Origin of the sequence: Kitasatospora sp. NPDC127060 (genome assembly GCF_042724935.1) — a bacterium.
In the GTDB taxonomy this organism is placed as follows: domain Bacteria; phylum Actinomycetota; class Actinomycetes; order Streptomycetales; family Streptomycetaceae; genus Kitasatospora.
The window spans coordinates 67,240-80,879 of sequence record NZ_JBHXEG010000010.1; the positions used below are offsets into that span (position 1 = coordinate 67,240).

Genomic DNA, 13,640 nt, shown 5'->3' on the forward strand with positions numbered 1-13,640 from the left:
CGGACAGGACCTCAGGCCCCCGCCGGGCGGATGCCCTCGGCGACCAGCGCGGCGAGGTCCAGGTAGGCGCGGCGAGTGCGCTGGTGCAGCCGGGCGGGCTCGAACATGCCGCCCAGGGCGAGGTGCTCGTCGAAGGGCAGCACGACGGCGGCCCGGCAGCGCTGTCCGAAGTGGGCCACCAGGTCGTCCGCCTTGATCGTCCGGCCCTTGGCCCGCACCCCGGAGATCAGGGTCACGCTGCGCCGGGCCAGCTCCTCGTACCCGTTGGCGCACAGCCAGTCCAGGGTGGTGTCCGCGCCGCTGGCGCCGTCCACGCTGGTGGTGGCGGTGACGACGAGCTGGTCGGCGAGGTCGAGCACGGCGTGCATGGAGCCGTGCAGCAGGCCCGTGCCGCAGTCGGCCAGGACGATCGGGTACTGGCGGCTGAGCAGGTCGACCAGCCGCCGGTAGTCCCCGCCACCGAAGGCGTTGGCGACGGTCGGGTCGGCGTCGTTGGCCAGCACCTCCAGCCCGCTGGGGGTCAGCGAGGTGAAGCGGCGGATGTCCATGTAGCCGGCGATCGAGGGCGCGGCCGCGAGCAGGTCCTGGACGGTGGCCGGCGTCTCCCGGCGGATGCGCCGGCTCAGCGTGCCGGTGTCCGGGTTGGCGTCGACGGCGACGACCTTGTCGGCCCGGGTCTCGGCGAGGACGGACCCCAGCCCCAGGGTCGCGGAGGTCTTGCCGACCCCGCCCTTGAGGCCGATGACCGCGATCCGGAAGGAGCGGTGCAGCGGCGTGCGGATGACGGCCCGCAGCCGCTCCTGCTCGCGCTGCTCGCCCCGGCCCAGGCCCAGGCCGCCGCCCAGGCCGGCCCCGAGGAGCCGGGACCGCCGCGCGGGCGCGGGCGCGGGCGCCGGGTCCGGCTGCGCTTGCGGCTGCGGCTGCGGCGCGGTGGACGGGACGGGCGGCGCGGGCGCGACGGCGGGCGGCGCGGGGGGCATCGGGGGCGGGGCGAGGAGGACGGCGGGGGCGGTGACCGGAGCGGGGCCGGGGGAGACCGGGCCGGGGGAGACCGGGGCAGGGGAGACCGAGCCGGGGCGGGCCTCCGGGGGGATGAGCACCGTCCCCAGGGTGTCCAGCGGCCGACGCCAGTCGGGCTCGGACCTCGGGGCCGGGGGGAGCAGCCCGTAGTCGGGGGAGAGCTCCCGCTCCGGGCCCCGCCCCAGCCGCCGTACCTGCTCGATGACCATGTGGTCCGCCGCCACGTTCCGCCTCCTGTCGCTGGCCGGCCCCCATGCCGGTGCCGTACGGATCCCCCACCGACTCAACGGCCCGGGCCCACGACGCCGTTCAACGCCGGCGAGGGATGTGCCCGCCCCCGAGGATGTCCCCCCGCCCGCCTCCGTCGGGGCGGCCCCGCCGCTGTCGGTGCCGCCCCCTAGCCTTGCGGCCGTGGCCACCCCCGCGCACCTCGACCGGGTCGACGCCCTCCTCGCCGACCCCCGGCCCCACCCGCCCGAGGACACCGACCACCCCACCGGGTACTGCGGCCCCGGCTACCGGGTCGAGGAGCTGTCCGTCAGCCGCGAATTCTGGGACGACCCGGACGCGATGGCCTGCGACCGCGAACACGACCTGGCCCAGGGCGCGTTGGAGGCCCTGGCCGAGGTGTTCACGGCCCGCTGGGGCCGCCCGTACGAGGTCGACCTGTTCTCCTACCTGCGCGCGAGCTTCGACGCGCAGGACGCCGGGTACCGGCCCGCCGAACCGGTCGGCCTGCTCTGCCAGCAGGCCGTCACCCTGCACGTCTGGCCACTGCCCGGCGCCGAACGCTGGCTGGGGCTGTGCGTCGGCCAGGGCGACAAGGAACTGCCCGTCGTCCTGTCCGCCGCCCTCGCCGACGGCCCCGCCCCGGCCCCCACCGCACCCGACCCCGCGCCCGACCCCGCGCCGTGAGCGGCCCTCAGGCAGCGTAGGCACGCGACGGCGAGGCCTGATCCCGCAGGATCCCCGGGAGGCGCCCCCGGGGGGAGCGGGAAGTCGGCGGGGACGACTTCCCGCTCCGGCCAGAGGGGGGCGAGCACCGAGCTCCCGCCCCCGGGGCGGCGGTCGCCCGCGCACCAACCGTGCCAGGCCACCGGCCCAGCGGGGAGCGGGAACGGCCGCGCCCACCCGTGTGGGTGAGCGCCGGCGCGCCATAGTCCGCCGACCGGTTTGCGGCACCGGAAGTCGACCGGGCCGACTTCCGGTGCCGGCACCGGCCCGCCGCAGCGGCGGAAACCGGGCCCACGGCCCCGGGGCGCCCCGGCCGGCACGCCCGGGGCGCCCCCGATCCGGCCGGAACCCGGCCACCGCGCCCCCACCACACACCCACCCCCACCTCACCCTCCACGAACCACCTTGACCTCAAGCCGACTTGAAGTCCTACCGTGATCACGTCCTGGCGAACGACACAGAGAGGGCGCAGCAGCGTGACGCTCAAGGAGTACCCGCACGAGGTCCTGGCCGCCCAGCCCATCGGCGCGTGGACCGGCGAGGCCTACCGCCGGGTGGTGGGAGCCCTGCGCGGACAGCTCGCGGTGGAGGGCCTCACCCAGCCGCACTGGTGGACGCTCAACCGCGCCGCCGGCGCCCCCGGCCGCTGGAACCGTACCACCCTGGTCCCGCGGCTGGCCCCCCACGAGGACCTCGGCCTCGACTTCGACGAGGTCTTCGACGACCTCGCCGCCCGCGGCTGGCTGCTGGAGGACGCGACCACCGGCGCCATGTCCCTCAGCCCGGACGGCGAGGCCGCCCGCCTGCGCGCCCGCGAGCGCAACCTGCGCGTGCTCCGGCAGGCCCACGAGGGCGTCGACGAGGCCGACTTCGTCACCACCGTCAACGTGCTGCGCCGCATCACCGCCAACCTGGGCGGCGACGGCGACCTCCCCGAATGACGCCCGAACGACCGGCCCGCGCCGCACCGGCGACACCGGCTGGTCCGCCGCCCCGGTGCCGCCGCCGGCGGGCCCGACTTCCCGTGCCCCGGCCCCCCGCCCTCCCGCGCCCCCGGTGCGGGAGGGCGCCGCGCATCCGGATGCGCCCGGGGGTGCCCCCTTGCGCTCTGGCGCGGGTGCCGCCGCTTCCCCCACGCTGGGCCCGAACCGTACGGCCCCGAGCGGCCGCCACGGACCGCCGAGTCGTATCGGGAGCGCGGAAGCCGAATGCCCCAGGACATCGAGTTCACGGTGCCCCTCGCCGGCCGGGTCAGCCCCGAGCTGGCCCGGGCCCGCCGGCGCCACCTGGCCTGGGTACGGGCCGGCGGGCTGGTCGCCGACCCGGAGGCGCTGCGCCGCTACGAGCTCTCCCGGGTCGCGGACAGCGCCGCGTACGGCTTCCCGGACGCGGTCGGCGCCGACCTGGACCTCTGCTTCGACCTGCTCGGCTGGTTCTTCCTCTTCGACGACCGGTTCGACGCCCGGGACGGCCGTACGGACGACGCGATCGCCGTCTGCCAGGACTTGGTGGACCTCCTGCGCTGGCCGAAGCAGCAGACGGCCCACGCGACGCCCGTCGTCGCCGCCTTCGCCGACTGCTGGCAGCGGATGAGCGAGGGCATGTCCGGGGAGTGGCGCCGCCGCACCGTCCACGACTGGGTCGACTGCCTGGCCGGCTGGCCCACCAAGATCGCCGACCGGGCGCACGGCGTCCTCCCGGACCCGGCCGCCCACCTGCGCGCCCGCCGCCGCACGATCGGGGTGCGCCCGCTGCTGGCGCTGGCCGAGCGGGTCGGGCACTTCGAGGTCCCGCTGCCGGCCTGGTGCACCAGCCACCTGGAGGCGATGCGGGTCGCCGCCTGCGACGCCGTCATCGCCATGAACGAGATCCACTCCCTGGAGAAGGACCAGGCCGGCGCCCGCCCCAACCTCGTGCTGAGCCTGATGCACCACCACGGCGCCTCCCGCGCCGAGGCCGTCCGCCAGGTGCGCGACACCGCGGACCGCAGCGTCGAGTCCTTCCTCGGCCTGCGCGCCGGCCTGCCCGAGCTGGAGCGCGAACTCGGCGGCGGTATACCGGAGTTGGCCCGTTACGCGGACGCCCACGCGGCCTGGATCCGCGGCTACCACGACTGGGGGCGCACGGCCCCGCGCTACGCCACCGGCGAGCATCCGGGCGACCTCGGTCTGGAGAACCTCGTTGCCCGGCAGACGAATTGACGGTGCCCGGCCAGGGGCATCCCCCTATCATGGGCGCGCTCCGCGCCTCATGATCACCAACCCGGGGGGACACCCAGATGACCGCTACCGTCGTCGTGCATGCCGAGCCGCCGCTCTTCGCCCTGCGCAGGGGCTGCTACGGCGTGGAGATCGACGGGGTGCCGGTCGGCAGGGTCAAACAGGGCACCCTCGCGCGCTTCCCGGTCCCGGCCGGCCTCCACACCGTCCGGCTCGCCACCTGGGACCGCACCCGCTCCAACACGGTGACCGTGGAGGCCGGTGAGGGGCGCGAGTTCCTGCTGACGGGCCGGGGCACCGGGCTGCGGTTCGCCTTCCTCGCGCTGCCCCTGGCCCGCTTCACGGTGCTTCCCTGGTACGGCGTGGCGGCGGTCCTGCTGCTGATGGGCGCGGTCTTCTGGGCCGTCCCCGGCCTGCTGTTCCGCCTGCGGGTCGTCGGCGACTCCGCCCTCCCGGGGGCCGGCCCGGCCCGGCCCGCCGAGCCCGCCGAGGAGGAGCAGGGCGCCAACGGCCTGTGGTGGGAGACGGATCCGGCCCTGGCCAAGCGCTTCCGCAAGGACGCCGCCTCCTGAGGCAGCCGCCCCGCACCGGGGCGCGCCACCGCCCCGGGGCCTGGCGGGGCGGCGTAACGCGATATACCGTATCGCGATATAACGTAAGTTGCCGCGCGGCGCCTCCGCGCGCGCACCTTCGCCGAGCGAGTTCAGGGACGGGAAAGATGCCGGGAGAGATCGTGCCCGCCGGGAGCGCCCCCGGCCCCGGCACCCGGCCCGCGCTGCGGGCCTCGCACGCCGACCGGGACCGGGTGGTGACCGCGCTGGGCGTCGCCGCGGGCGACGGCCGGCTGACGGCCGAGGAACTGGACGAGCGGGTGGAGGCCGCCCTGTCGGCCCGCACGGTCGGGGACCTGGCCGAACTCACCGCCGACCTGCCGCCGGTGTCGGTCTCGGCCACCGGGGTGGTGGCCGAGGGCCGGGACGTGCTGCGGATCGAGCAGAAGTTCACCAGGACGGAGCGGGTGGGCGCCTGGGTGCTGCCGCGCCGCCTGGAGATCGCCGCGGAGTGGTGCCACGTGAAGCTGGACTTCACCCAGGCGGTGATCACCCACGACACCCTGGAGATCGACGTCGACATGCAGGGCGGCAACCTGACGCTGATCGTCGGCCCGGGGATCGTGGTCGATCCCTACGGCCTGGCCCTGGAGTTCTCCAAGGTGAAGGGCCATCAGGACGCCGACCCGGGGGCCCCGGTCAGGCTGCGGATCGAGTTGATCGGCAAGAAGAGCTTCGGCCGCGTCACCGTGCGCCACCCCCGACGGTGGCGGGCCCGCCGGGGCTGACCACTCCGTCCGCAGCGGGAAGCAGACTCAACTCACGTGTCGGCCTTCTCCCGCTTGCGCTGGCCGGGGTTGCCCCGGCCGGTGCCCCCGGCCCGCTTCCCGCCCGCCGCACCCGCCCGCTTCTTGACGTCGATGGCGCCGCGCAGCGCCTGCTGGGCGGTGGTGAGGCGTCCGGCGAGGGCCTGGTCGGTGTGCCCGGTGACGGCGGGGGTGGCGGCGGCCCGGCCGAGCGCGGCCACCGAGTTGTCCAGGTACGCGTCCCAGTACTCGACGTGCCGGTCGGTGACGGCGGCCTCGCCGAGGTTGGCGGCCAACTCCTCGGTGTAGGTGATGAGGTAGTCGACGGTCTCCTTCAGGTACCCGCCGTCGATCCCGGTGCGGCCCGCGTGCTCCAGCTCCCAGACGTGGGTCTCGATCTCCCGCATCGGCTGCTGGAGCAGGGCGAAGGTCTCGTGCCCGATGTCGCTCATCACGTCCATGTAGACGTGCGGGTCCGCGCCGTTGGCGGCGTCCTCGTCGGGCATCAGCATGGCCTGGGCGGCGTGGATCAGCTCGTGCCGCAGCGTGCTGTAGACCACGGCGGGGCCGTAGTCGTCGAAGAGGTTGCGGTACAGCGCCATGGTGACCTTGTCGCCCGAAGTGCCGGTGCTGGTCAGCGCCATGGGCTTGCCGGCCCCCTGCCGGGAGTGCTTGTAGCCGAGGACGAGGTCCTTGTCGGCCAGTGCCTGCGGCAGCTCGGGATGGTCGGGCGTGACCGGCAGATGGGCGAGGACGTACCGCAGCAGCGAGTCCAGCGCGGCCTGGCGCACGGCCTTGGCGTCCGCCCCGGTCGCGTCCTTCGCCTCCTGCAACTCCTGGACCAGGGTGGCGGGCAGGTCGGGCACCGCCGCTGACGGCGCCTCGGCGTCGGGGAGGTCGTCGGTGGCGGCGCGCTGCACGGCACCGGCGCTCGCGGAAGCGGTCGCGTGCTCGTGCGGTACGTCGGCCTCGGGCGTGCGGACCGGGCCGGACATGGCCCGGTGCGCGTTGGCCTCGGCCTCGCGCTCGAACCGGTCCGAGGGGTCGCTGACCCGCAGGCCGTTGCCGCGGTCGGTGCCGGCCACGGGGCCGTGCCGCTGCTGGATGACGTGGGTCAACTCGTGGGCGAGGGTGTGCTTGTCGCCGCCACCGTCACCGAGGACGACATGGCTCCCGGAGGTGTAAGCGCGGGCACCGACCTCGGCCGCGGAGGCGCGGGCCGCCGGGCCGACGTGGAGCCGGACGTCGGAGAAGTCGGCGCCGAGACGGGACTCCATCTCGGTACGGGTCGCCTCGTCCAGCGGACGGCCCGCGCTGCGCAGCACGTCGTGGACGGTGGAGCGCTGGACGGCGGCGGGGTGTTCGGGCGCGCGTCGCAGCATCTGCACGACGGCGGCGTTGCCCACGCTGGCCTGGAGGGCGAGCAGCCGGTGGGCGGGCGCCCGCCCGGCGCGGTCGGCGGCGGTGTCCCGGCCGCTGTGCTGCTGCCGCTCGCCGTCGTGTGTGCGCATGGGTGCCCCCCGGATCTTTGCTGACCTTCCATGGTCGTTCGGCACGGTGGGGGAACGGAAGGGCTGTGGGGGCAACGGTCTATGCCCGTCCGGGCAGTTCGGAGGGGGTCCCGCGGCCTTCAGCGGGCGTCGAATTCGCCGGTGCGGACGGCGGTGACGAAGGACTGCCAGGCGGTGGCGGGGAAGACGAGCACGGGGCCGGAGGGGTCCTTGGAGTCGCGGACGGGCATGACGCCGGCGAAGTTGTCGGCGACTTCGACGCAGGCGCCGCCGTTCGAGGCACTGTATGAACTCTTCCGCCAGGCAGTGTTTGTCAGGTCGACATCCATTCCAGGTCCCTCCTTACCGCACGGATGAAAGCCAATGATTCGGCCCGGCCGAGAGCCTCGACCGCCAGTCGATCGTAGCTCTTGGTAAGTGTGGCAATCGACTTGGTGTCGCGGTCGATGTAGCCGCGCAGCTCAACCTCGCCGTAAGCGAGAACTTTGCGGTTCGGCATGGTAAGGAGATGCAGCATATGTGAGAACGGTCGGTTCTCGCCCAGGGAGAACGGCGCGATCTGGACGACGATGTTGGGGCGATCGGCCAACTGCTCAAGGTGAAGCAGCTGTTCGACCATGACGTCGCGTCCGCCGACGACCTTCCGGAGGCAGCTCTCGTCTAAGACCGCGTGGACGAGCGGAGGCGGGGTCCGGTCCAGGACAGTCTGTCGGGCAAGCCTGAAGGCGATGCGTTCCTCGGCCAGTTTCTGGGACGAAGTGCCTTGCCTGACAGAACCCATCTGGAGCGCGGTCATATATGCCCGGGTCTGCAGAAGACCGGTGATGAAGTCGTTCTCGAAGATCCTGATCGCTTCGGCAAGGCCCTCATAGCGGGCGCACTCCGGGAAGCCTTCCAGGATCGCCGCGTTCTTCAGCTGGTACCACATCAGCAGCATCGTGCCGCCGGTGTCGAGCGCGATGTCGGCGAGTTCGGCGAGCCTGCGACTCGGCGGTCGGTGCGCAAGTTCGATGTAGGAGAGGTGCGACGGCGAGCACTCCAGGAGCGGCGCCAACTCCTCCTGGAGGATGTTCTTGGCCTCACGGAAGTTGCGGAGCTGGATACCAAAGGGAGCCCAAGGGCTCGACTCCGGGTCAATCTTCTTCTTGTTCATGGCAGTCCCAACTTCTGGTGAGCCGAAGGCAAGTCGCAAGCTGCTTCCGATCGTAGGCCGCACTGCGCCACCATGTGCACAGAACGTGAAACTCCGATCGCAGAGAGTTTGACTCCCATGACCCATGCCCAAGTCCCCCGCCTCCACGGCTACGGCGTCCGCTGGGACACCGAGGCCCGGTGCTACCGGGTCCGCAACGAGTGCACCGGGGCGTGGCTGTGCACGCCCGACGGCGAGCGCAGCGGCTTCTCCTCCTTCACCGAAGCGTTCTCCGCCTGGCGCCTGTTCGAGGTCCACAAGCGTCCGGGGGAGCGGTGACCCTCTCCCGCGTGACCGCCGAGCAGCGCCGGCAGGCCGCCTCCGTGCTGGACGACCTCACCACCGTCCTGGCCCTGGGCCGGGTCAACTTGCCCACCATCGAGGTCGACTGGGACACCGGCCGCTCCACCTGCGAGTACCTGCTGCACCTCACCGCGCGCCCGCTCGACCTGCTGCGCATCGTGGACCTGCTCCGCAAGGGCCTGCGCTACGAGCGCCTCACCTATGACGACTGAACTCCTCGCCCGCCTCCTGTGGTGGGCCTGCTTCGCCCTCCTGCTGTTCTGCGCCCTCAGGAAGTGAACCCCCCCCATGCACGACCCGCGACTGCTCGCCAAGCCCCCCGTCTGCCGCCTCGGCTGCCTCGTTCTCGTCCGCAACCAGGCCGGTGACGTCCTGCTCGTGGACCCGGACTACCTGGACGGCATGATCCTGCCCGGCGGCGCGGGCAAGGTGAACGAGCCCCCGCACCGCGCCGCCGCCCGCCACCTGCACGCCCAGACCGGCATCATCCTGCGCCTGACCCATGCCGTCGCCCTCGACTACACCCCGTCCGACCGCTACCTGGAGCGTTTCAGCCTGGTCTTCGACGGCGGCACCGTGCGCGACACCACCCTCCTCGCCGTCCCCCCGCACAAGCGCAGCCGCCTGCTCGGCGCCCGCTTCGTGCCCGTGCGCGAACTCCCCCGTCACATGGCGCCCTCCCAGGCCGCCCGCGTCGCCGAGGCCCTCACCGGCCGCGCCCTGCCCCTCCTGCTGCACGGCCAGCGCCCCGACTGACCGGCCGGATCGTTCACTCGTTCGGGTGATGGTCGCGCCGGGTGGCGACGATCTGTAGCAGGCTCCTCCGTGGCTGACGGTGCGTCAGCCGACATCGACCTGTGGAGAGCGTCATGGCCTACCCGAAGGACTTCAAGTACACCAAGGAACACGAGTGGCTGCAGTCCACCGGTAAGGACAAGACCCGGGTGGGCATCACCGACTACGCCCAGCGCCAGCTCGGCGACCTCGTCTTCGTTGAACTCCCCAAGGTGGGCGACACGTTCGAGATCGGCCAGCCGTTCGGCTCGGTGGAGTCGGTGAAGTCGGTCAGCGAGCTCTACGCCCCGGTGTCCGGCAAGGTCTCGGCGATCAACGAGGCCTTGAGCGGCGAGCCCGAGGAGATCAACGCGGACGCGCACGGCGCCTGGATCATCGAGCTCGACCTGACCGCGCCCGCCGAACTGGACGACCTGCTCACGGCGGAGCAGTACGAGGCCTACATCGCACAGGAGTCGTAGCGACCGGACCCCGTCGCCGCGGTGAACACCGGCTCCTGGCCGGTCAGTTCGCAACTGGCCTCCCAGAGCCAGGCCGCGGTGGCGGGGTCCGCCACGTGGTCCCACAGGGGTTCGGGCCGGGGCTCGCCGCGCAGCCCGAACACCCGGGGGCTCCACATCACCGTGCTCGACCCGCGCACGCCCGGGTCGAGCACGGCCCGTACGGCGGGCCACGCGGCGGCGTCCTTGCCCTGGACGACCAGGCCGAGCGGCAGGTGGCCCAGCCGTTCGCGCGCGGTGCGGGTGTGCAGGGGCGGGCGCGCGGGGGTGAGGGCGTCGAGCGCGCCGCCGGGGTGGACCAGGACGCTCAGCGTCGTGCTTCCGGCGGCGCGCAGGCGGCGGTCGAGTTCGACGGCGAAGAGCATCTGCGCCAGCTTGGAGCGGGAGTAGGCGCGCTTGGGCTTGTAGTCGTGGGCGCTCTGGAGGTCGGCGAGGTCCAGGCGTTCGGACTTGGCGGCGAAGCTGCCGGTGGTCACGATCCGGCTGCCGGGGGTGGCCTGGAGCAGCGGTGCCAGGTGGGCGGTCAGGGCGAAGTGGCCCAGGTGGTTGGTGGCGAACATCAGCTCGTGGCCGTTCGCGCTCTCGCGGCGCGGCGGGTCGTCCAGCGCGATGCCCGCGTTGTGGACGACCGCGTCCAGGCGCTCCAGGCCCTCCGCACCGAGTCCGTCGGCGGAGGACGCGACGGAGGCCGGATCGGCCAGGTCCAGCGGCAGGTGCCGCAGCCTGGCGCCGGGTACCCGGACGCCGATCGAGGCCGTCGCGGCCTCGGCCTTGCGGCGGTCGCGGCAGCCGAGGACGACCGTCGCGCCGGTGCCGGCGAGCTGCTCGGCGACGAAGTAGCCGATGCCCGCGTTGCCGCCGGTGACCAGGAAGACCTTGCCCTCGGCCCGGGGCAGGCGGTGGACGTCCCACGGCGGGGTCGGGGTTGCTGCGGGGTTCGGCACGGGGGGCTCCCTGGTGGTGCGGTGGCCGGGGCGCGTCGTTCACGCCCCGGCCCCAGGTTTCCGCAGGCCGCTCACAGCCCACCGGCAGGGCGCTGCCACCGCTGTCATCCCACCGGCACGGGCGCTGGCACCGGCACGGGCACTGGCCTGCCCGGCCGACCCGACTCAGTCGACGCAGAACTCGTTGCCCTCGACGTCCTGCATCGAGATGCACGAGTCCTGGCCGTCGTACAGCACCTGCACGCGCACCGCGCCGAGCGCCTCCAGCCGGGTGGCCTCGGCCTCCAGCACGGCCAGGCGCTCCTCACCCACCAGCCCGGTGCCCACCCGCACGTCCAGGTGCACCCGGTTCTTGGCGGTCTTGCCCTCGGGAACGCGCTGGAAGTACAGCCGCGGGCCCACCCCCGACGGGTCGGTGCAGGCGGACCAGGAGCCCCGCTCCTCCGGAGCCTGGGAGGCCTCGTACTCCTCCCAGCCGGCGAACCCCTTCGGCGGCGTCATGACGTACCCCAGCACCTCGCACCAGAAGCGGGCGACGCGCGCGGGCTCCGCACAGTCGAACGTGACCTGGAACTGCTTGATCGCTGACATCCGGGCACCGTAACAGGGGACGCTCGCCCGTTCCCGGATTATTCGGCGGCCAGGATCCAGTCCGCGGAGGGGGTGGTGCCGCCGGGCTGGGCGCCGAGGCGGCCCTCCTGGGTCTCCGTCAGGTAGAGGTCGTTGTCATTGAGGTCCGACTCCGAGCGGACCCGGGAACGGCCGCCGTCCGCGATGCTCCACGCCGACTCGGCCACCCGGCACTGGCCGTAGCGGATGCGCCAGTTGTCACCGATGGCCACGCAGCCCCAGGCACCCTTCTCCGGGTCGAACGCCGCCACGTTGACCCACGTGCCGGCCGCCCGCAGCTCCCACCGCTGCTCGGGCACCGCCTCGCAGGGCTCCAGCCGCACCTGGGTGGTGCCGAAGACGTGGTGCAGGCACGTCCCGGTACGGGCGTTGCGCAGGCTGTACGCCGAAGGCGCCACAGGTGCTGCGGGCGCGGCCGGTGCCGCGGGCTCCACGGGCTGCGCCGTCGCGCGGGCGGTGGCCAGGAACAGGAGCGCGGAGGCGGCTGCGACCGCCGCGCGCCAGGGGCGAACGGGCATGGGGTGGCTTTCCGTTGCGGCCCGCCCGGCGCTGCGCCGGTCCGGGCCGCGGGGGAGGGGCGTGATCCGTTGACAACAACTGGTACAACGATCAACGATCCACCGGGAGCCGGGAAACGGAACACCACGCCCGGACCCGCGAAAGCGCGGGAAGTCGGCCCGTTCGACTTCCCGCGCTGCGCCCGTTCCGGGGCCGGACTACTCCATGGGGGCCTTGCGGCAGCCCTCGGCCGCCACGACGGCGGGGACGTAGTCGCTGCGCAGGAGGCGGTAGCACTCCTCGAACGCCTGCTTGCCGCCGGCCGCGCCAACCGTGCAGGCGTCCTCCACGATCTCGGTGTTGGCGCCCGGGACCTTCTCCAGGACGTAGTAGAAGCAGCCCTGCGGGGTCGCGCTCGCGGCCGGGGCGAGGGCGACGGCACCGCCGAGGGCGAGGGCGAGGGTGCAACCGGCGGCAGCGACTCGTCGTACCAGCTTCATAGTGGGTAAGTCCTTCCGATGGGCCTGGAATCGGCGTGGAGTTGGCGGCCGGGTGCGGGCATCCTTCGCCCACGAACCCGTCCCCGCCCATGCCTACCGGAAGGTCCGCCCCGCCCGGCCGGGCGCCGCGCCGACGCCCGGCCAAGATCACCCCGTAGGGGGGCGGGTCACAGCCCTCGGCCGGGTCGGCATGGGCCCGCGTCCGCACCACCTGGCCGTCGCGCACGGTGGGCACGTCGGCGGCGGTGATGTCCAGCGGGCAGCCGTCGCTCAGGGCGCGCCGCCAGGCGGGCGGATCGGCGATCGCCTGCGTGAAGTTGGCCGTCATCATCACCAAGTCGACTTGCAGAGGCTGGAGTTCACCAGCGTCACCGCAGATCCAGCGCACCCGGCCGGCGCCCGGCTTGGCGCGCGCCACCTCGATCGGCGCCGCCGCCGGATCGACACCCACCACCTCGACGCCGCGCCGTCCACCATGCCGGCCACCCTGGTGCTGCGACCGGGAGGATCCGGAGCGCACGCGCGACGGCTGGTATTACTGGGGTATGCAGGAAGAGACCGCACGCTCCGCGATCGACACGTTCATCTCCGCGTTCAACGCCTCGGACGACGACTATGTGACCGCCCTGCTCTCCCAGGCCCTGACCTCGGACGTGGTCTTCTGGGGGCCGTTGGGCCGCAGCGAGGGAATCGCGGCGGTCGAGCGGTTCGTGCTGGACATCCGACGCCACCCGGCGGGGACCGGCACGATGGTGCGCTGCTCGGAGGTGGACATGCCTGACGAGTGGGCCCGGTACCGGTGGGTCTTCACCACGCCGGACGGAGGCCCCCGCCTGGCGGGAACGGACGTCGTCCATCTGCGGCGGAGCCTCATCGACCAGGTCATCGTCTTCGCGGGGGAGATCGAGCCGTCCGCCTCCTGAGTGGTCCTTCTGTCGCCGTCCTTCTCCTGGACTTGCGCTCAACTGCCGCAAGGGGCCCGCGAACTCCGCCGTCTCAATCCGTCCGACCGGCATAGCCGCGGGCGACGGCGGCGAAGGCGGCCCAGGCCGTGGCCGACCAGGATCGTGCAACGGGTCCTCGGCCGCCGGGTAGTGGGAACCTTCCCGGCCACAGCACCGCACGGCGCCCAACTGCCTCTGTTCCGTCGCCGGTTCGGGCGATTGCGGTATCCGTCCCGGCGCCGACAGGATTGTTCGCACGGGCACCGCTTCGGG

18 protein-coding genes and 1 pseudogene are annotated in these 13,640 nt (G+C 73.3%); 10 read left to right on the forward strand and 9 right to left on the reverse strand.

Annotated features, from left to right (window positions below; genetic code table 11):
- Window positions 1-11: 11 nt before the first annotated feature.
- On the reverse strand, window positions 12-1,244 hold the full coding sequence (locus tag ACFWIS_RS08645; protein ID WP_380454140.1) for a MinD/ParA family protein: 1,233 nt from the start codon (window positions 1,242-1,244) through the stop codon (window positions 12-14).
- A gap of 187 nt (window positions 1,245-1,431) precedes the next feature.
- Here ACFWIS_RS08645 and ACFWIS_RS08650 point away from each other — a divergent pair, with 187 nt between their 5' ends.
- From ACFWIS_RS08650 to ACFWIS_RS08670, 5 genes are all read left to right on the forward strand, one after another.
- Window positions 1,432-1,935, forward strand: a complete 504-nt coding sequence (locus tag ACFWIS_RS08650) for a hypothetical protein (protein ID WP_380454138.1) — start codon at window positions 1,432-1,434, stop codon at window positions 1,933-1,935.
- 515 nt (window positions 1,936-2,450) lie between these two features.
- Complete coding sequence (locus ACFWIS_RS08655) at window positions 2,451-2,915, forward strand: MarR family transcriptional regulator (RefSeq protein WP_380454137.1); 465 nt, start codon at window positions 2,451-2,453, stop codon at window positions 2,913-2,915.
- Window positions 2,916-3,182: 267 nt separating this feature from the next.
- Window positions 3,183-4,175, forward strand: coding sequence for a pentalenene synthase (locus ACFWIS_RS08660; protein ID WP_380454136.1), 993 nt, complete (start codon window positions 3,183-3,185; stop codon window positions 4,173-4,175).
- Window positions 4,176-4,252: 77 nt separating this feature from the next.
- Window positions 4,253-4,765 carry a hypothetical protein gene (locus ACFWIS_RS08665; protein ID WP_380454135.1) on the forward strand — a complete coding sequence of 171 codons (513 nt, stop codon included), beginning with the start codon at window positions 4,253-4,255 and terminating at the stop codon, window positions 4,763-4,765.
- Between the two features lie 146 nt (window positions 4,766-4,911).
- Window positions 4,912-5,532, forward strand: a complete 621-nt coding sequence (locus tag ACFWIS_RS08670) for a DUF1707 domain-containing protein (RefSeq protein WP_380454133.1) — start codon at window positions 4,912-4,914, stop codon at window positions 5,530-5,532.
- 32 nt (window positions 5,533-5,564) lie between these two features.
- Here the strand turns inward: ACFWIS_RS08670 and ACFWIS_RS08675 are convergent, their stop codons facing one another.
- The 3 genes from ACFWIS_RS08675 to ACFWIS_RS08685 form a co-directional block, all read right to left on the reverse strand.
- Entirely contained in the window at window positions 5,565-7,061 is a 1,497-nt protein-coding gene (locus ACFWIS_RS08675; RefSeq protein WP_380454131.1) for a DUF4157 domain-containing protein, read from the reverse strand.
- A 119-nt stretch (window positions 7,062-7,180) separates the two neighbouring features.
- Complete coding sequence (locus ACFWIS_RS08680) at window positions 7,181-7,390, reverse strand: DUF397 domain-containing protein (RefSeq protein ID WP_380454129.1); 210 nt, start codon at window positions 7,388-7,390, stop codon at window positions 7,181-7,183.
- Entirely contained in the window at window positions 7,375-8,214 is an 840-nt protein-coding gene (locus ACFWIS_RS08685) for a helix-turn-helix domain-containing protein (protein WP_380454127.1), read from the reverse strand. Before ACFWIS_RS08685 ends, ACFWIS_RS08680 begins: the two co-directional genes overlap by 16 nt.
- Before the next feature lie 117 nt (window positions 8,215-8,331).
- On the opposite strand from ACFWIS_RS08685, the gene ACFWIS_RS08690 reads away from it, so the two are divergent.
- The 4 genes from ACFWIS_RS08690 (at window position 8,332) to gcvH (ending at window position 9,812) form a co-directional block, all read left to right on the forward strand.
- Window positions 8,332-8,532, forward strand: a complete 201-nt coding sequence (locus ACFWIS_RS08690; RefSeq protein WP_380454125.1) for a hypothetical protein — start codon at window positions 8,332-8,334, stop codon at window positions 8,530-8,532.
- Between the two features lie 11 nt (window positions 8,533-8,543).
- On the forward strand, window positions 8,544-8,768 hold the full coding sequence (locus ACFWIS_RS08695; RefSeq protein WP_380454123.1) for a hypothetical protein: 225 nt from the start codon (window positions 8,544-8,546) through the stop codon (window positions 8,766-8,768).
- A gap of 76 nt (window positions 8,769-8,844) precedes the next feature.
- Window positions 8,845-9,312 (forward strand): NUDIX domain-containing protein, encoded by a 468-nt coding sequence (locus ACFWIS_RS08700; RefSeq protein WP_380454121.1) that lies wholly within the window; start codon window positions 8,845-8,847, stop codon window positions 9,310-9,312.
- 113 nt (window positions 9,313-9,425) lie between these two features.
- The gene (gene gcvH / locus ACFWIS_RS08705) at window positions 9,426-9,812 is read left to right on the forward strand and encodes a glycine cleavage system protein GcvH (protein ID WP_380454119.1); all 387 of its coding nucleotides are present in this window, start codon (window positions 9,426-9,428) and stop codon (window positions 9,810-9,812) included.
- Here gcvH and ACFWIS_RS08710 read toward each other — a convergent pair.
- From ACFWIS_RS08710 to ACFWIS_RS08730, 5 genes and pseudogenes are all read right to left on the reverse strand, one after another.
- The gene (locus ACFWIS_RS08710; RefSeq protein WP_380454118.1) at window positions 9,791-10,795 is read right to left on the reverse strand and encodes an SDR family NAD(P)-dependent oxidoreductase; all 1,005 of its coding nucleotides are present in this window, start codon (window positions 10,793-10,795) and stop codon (window positions 9,791-9,793) included. The two genes, gcvH and ACFWIS_RS08710, sit on opposite strands and share 22 nt — an antisense overlap.
- Window positions 10,796-10,960: 165 nt before the next feature.
- Window positions 10,961-11,386 carry a VOC family protein gene (locus tag ACFWIS_RS08715; RefSeq protein WP_380454116.1) on the reverse strand — a complete coding sequence of 142 codons (426 nt, stop codon included), beginning with the start codon at window positions 11,384-11,386 and terminating at the stop codon, window positions 10,961-10,963.
- Between the two features lie 38 nt (window positions 11,387-11,424).
- The gene (locus tag ACFWIS_RS08720) at window positions 11,425-11,943 is read right to left on the reverse strand and encodes a hypothetical protein (RefSeq protein WP_380454114.1); all 519 of its coding nucleotides are present in this window, start codon (window positions 11,941-11,943) and stop codon (window positions 11,425-11,427) included.
- Between the two features lie 198 nt (window positions 11,944-12,141).
- Entirely contained in the window at window positions 12,142-12,423 is a 282-nt protein-coding gene (locus ACFWIS_RS08725) for a hypothetical protein (RefSeq protein WP_380454113.1), read from the reverse strand.
- A gap of 271 nt (window positions 12,424-12,694) precedes the next feature.
- Window positions 12,695-12,889: pseudogene (locus ACFWIS_RS08730) on the reverse strand (SAM-dependent methyltransferase); the annotation flags it as partial.
- A 79-nt stretch (window positions 12,890-12,968) separates the two neighbouring features.
- Here ACFWIS_RS08730 and ACFWIS_RS08735 point away from each other — a divergent pair.
- Entirely contained in the window at window positions 12,969-13,346 is a 378-nt protein-coding gene (locus ACFWIS_RS08735) for a nuclear transport factor 2 family protein (protein ID WP_380454189.1), read from the forward strand.
- Window positions 13,347-13,640 lie beyond the last annotated feature (294 nt).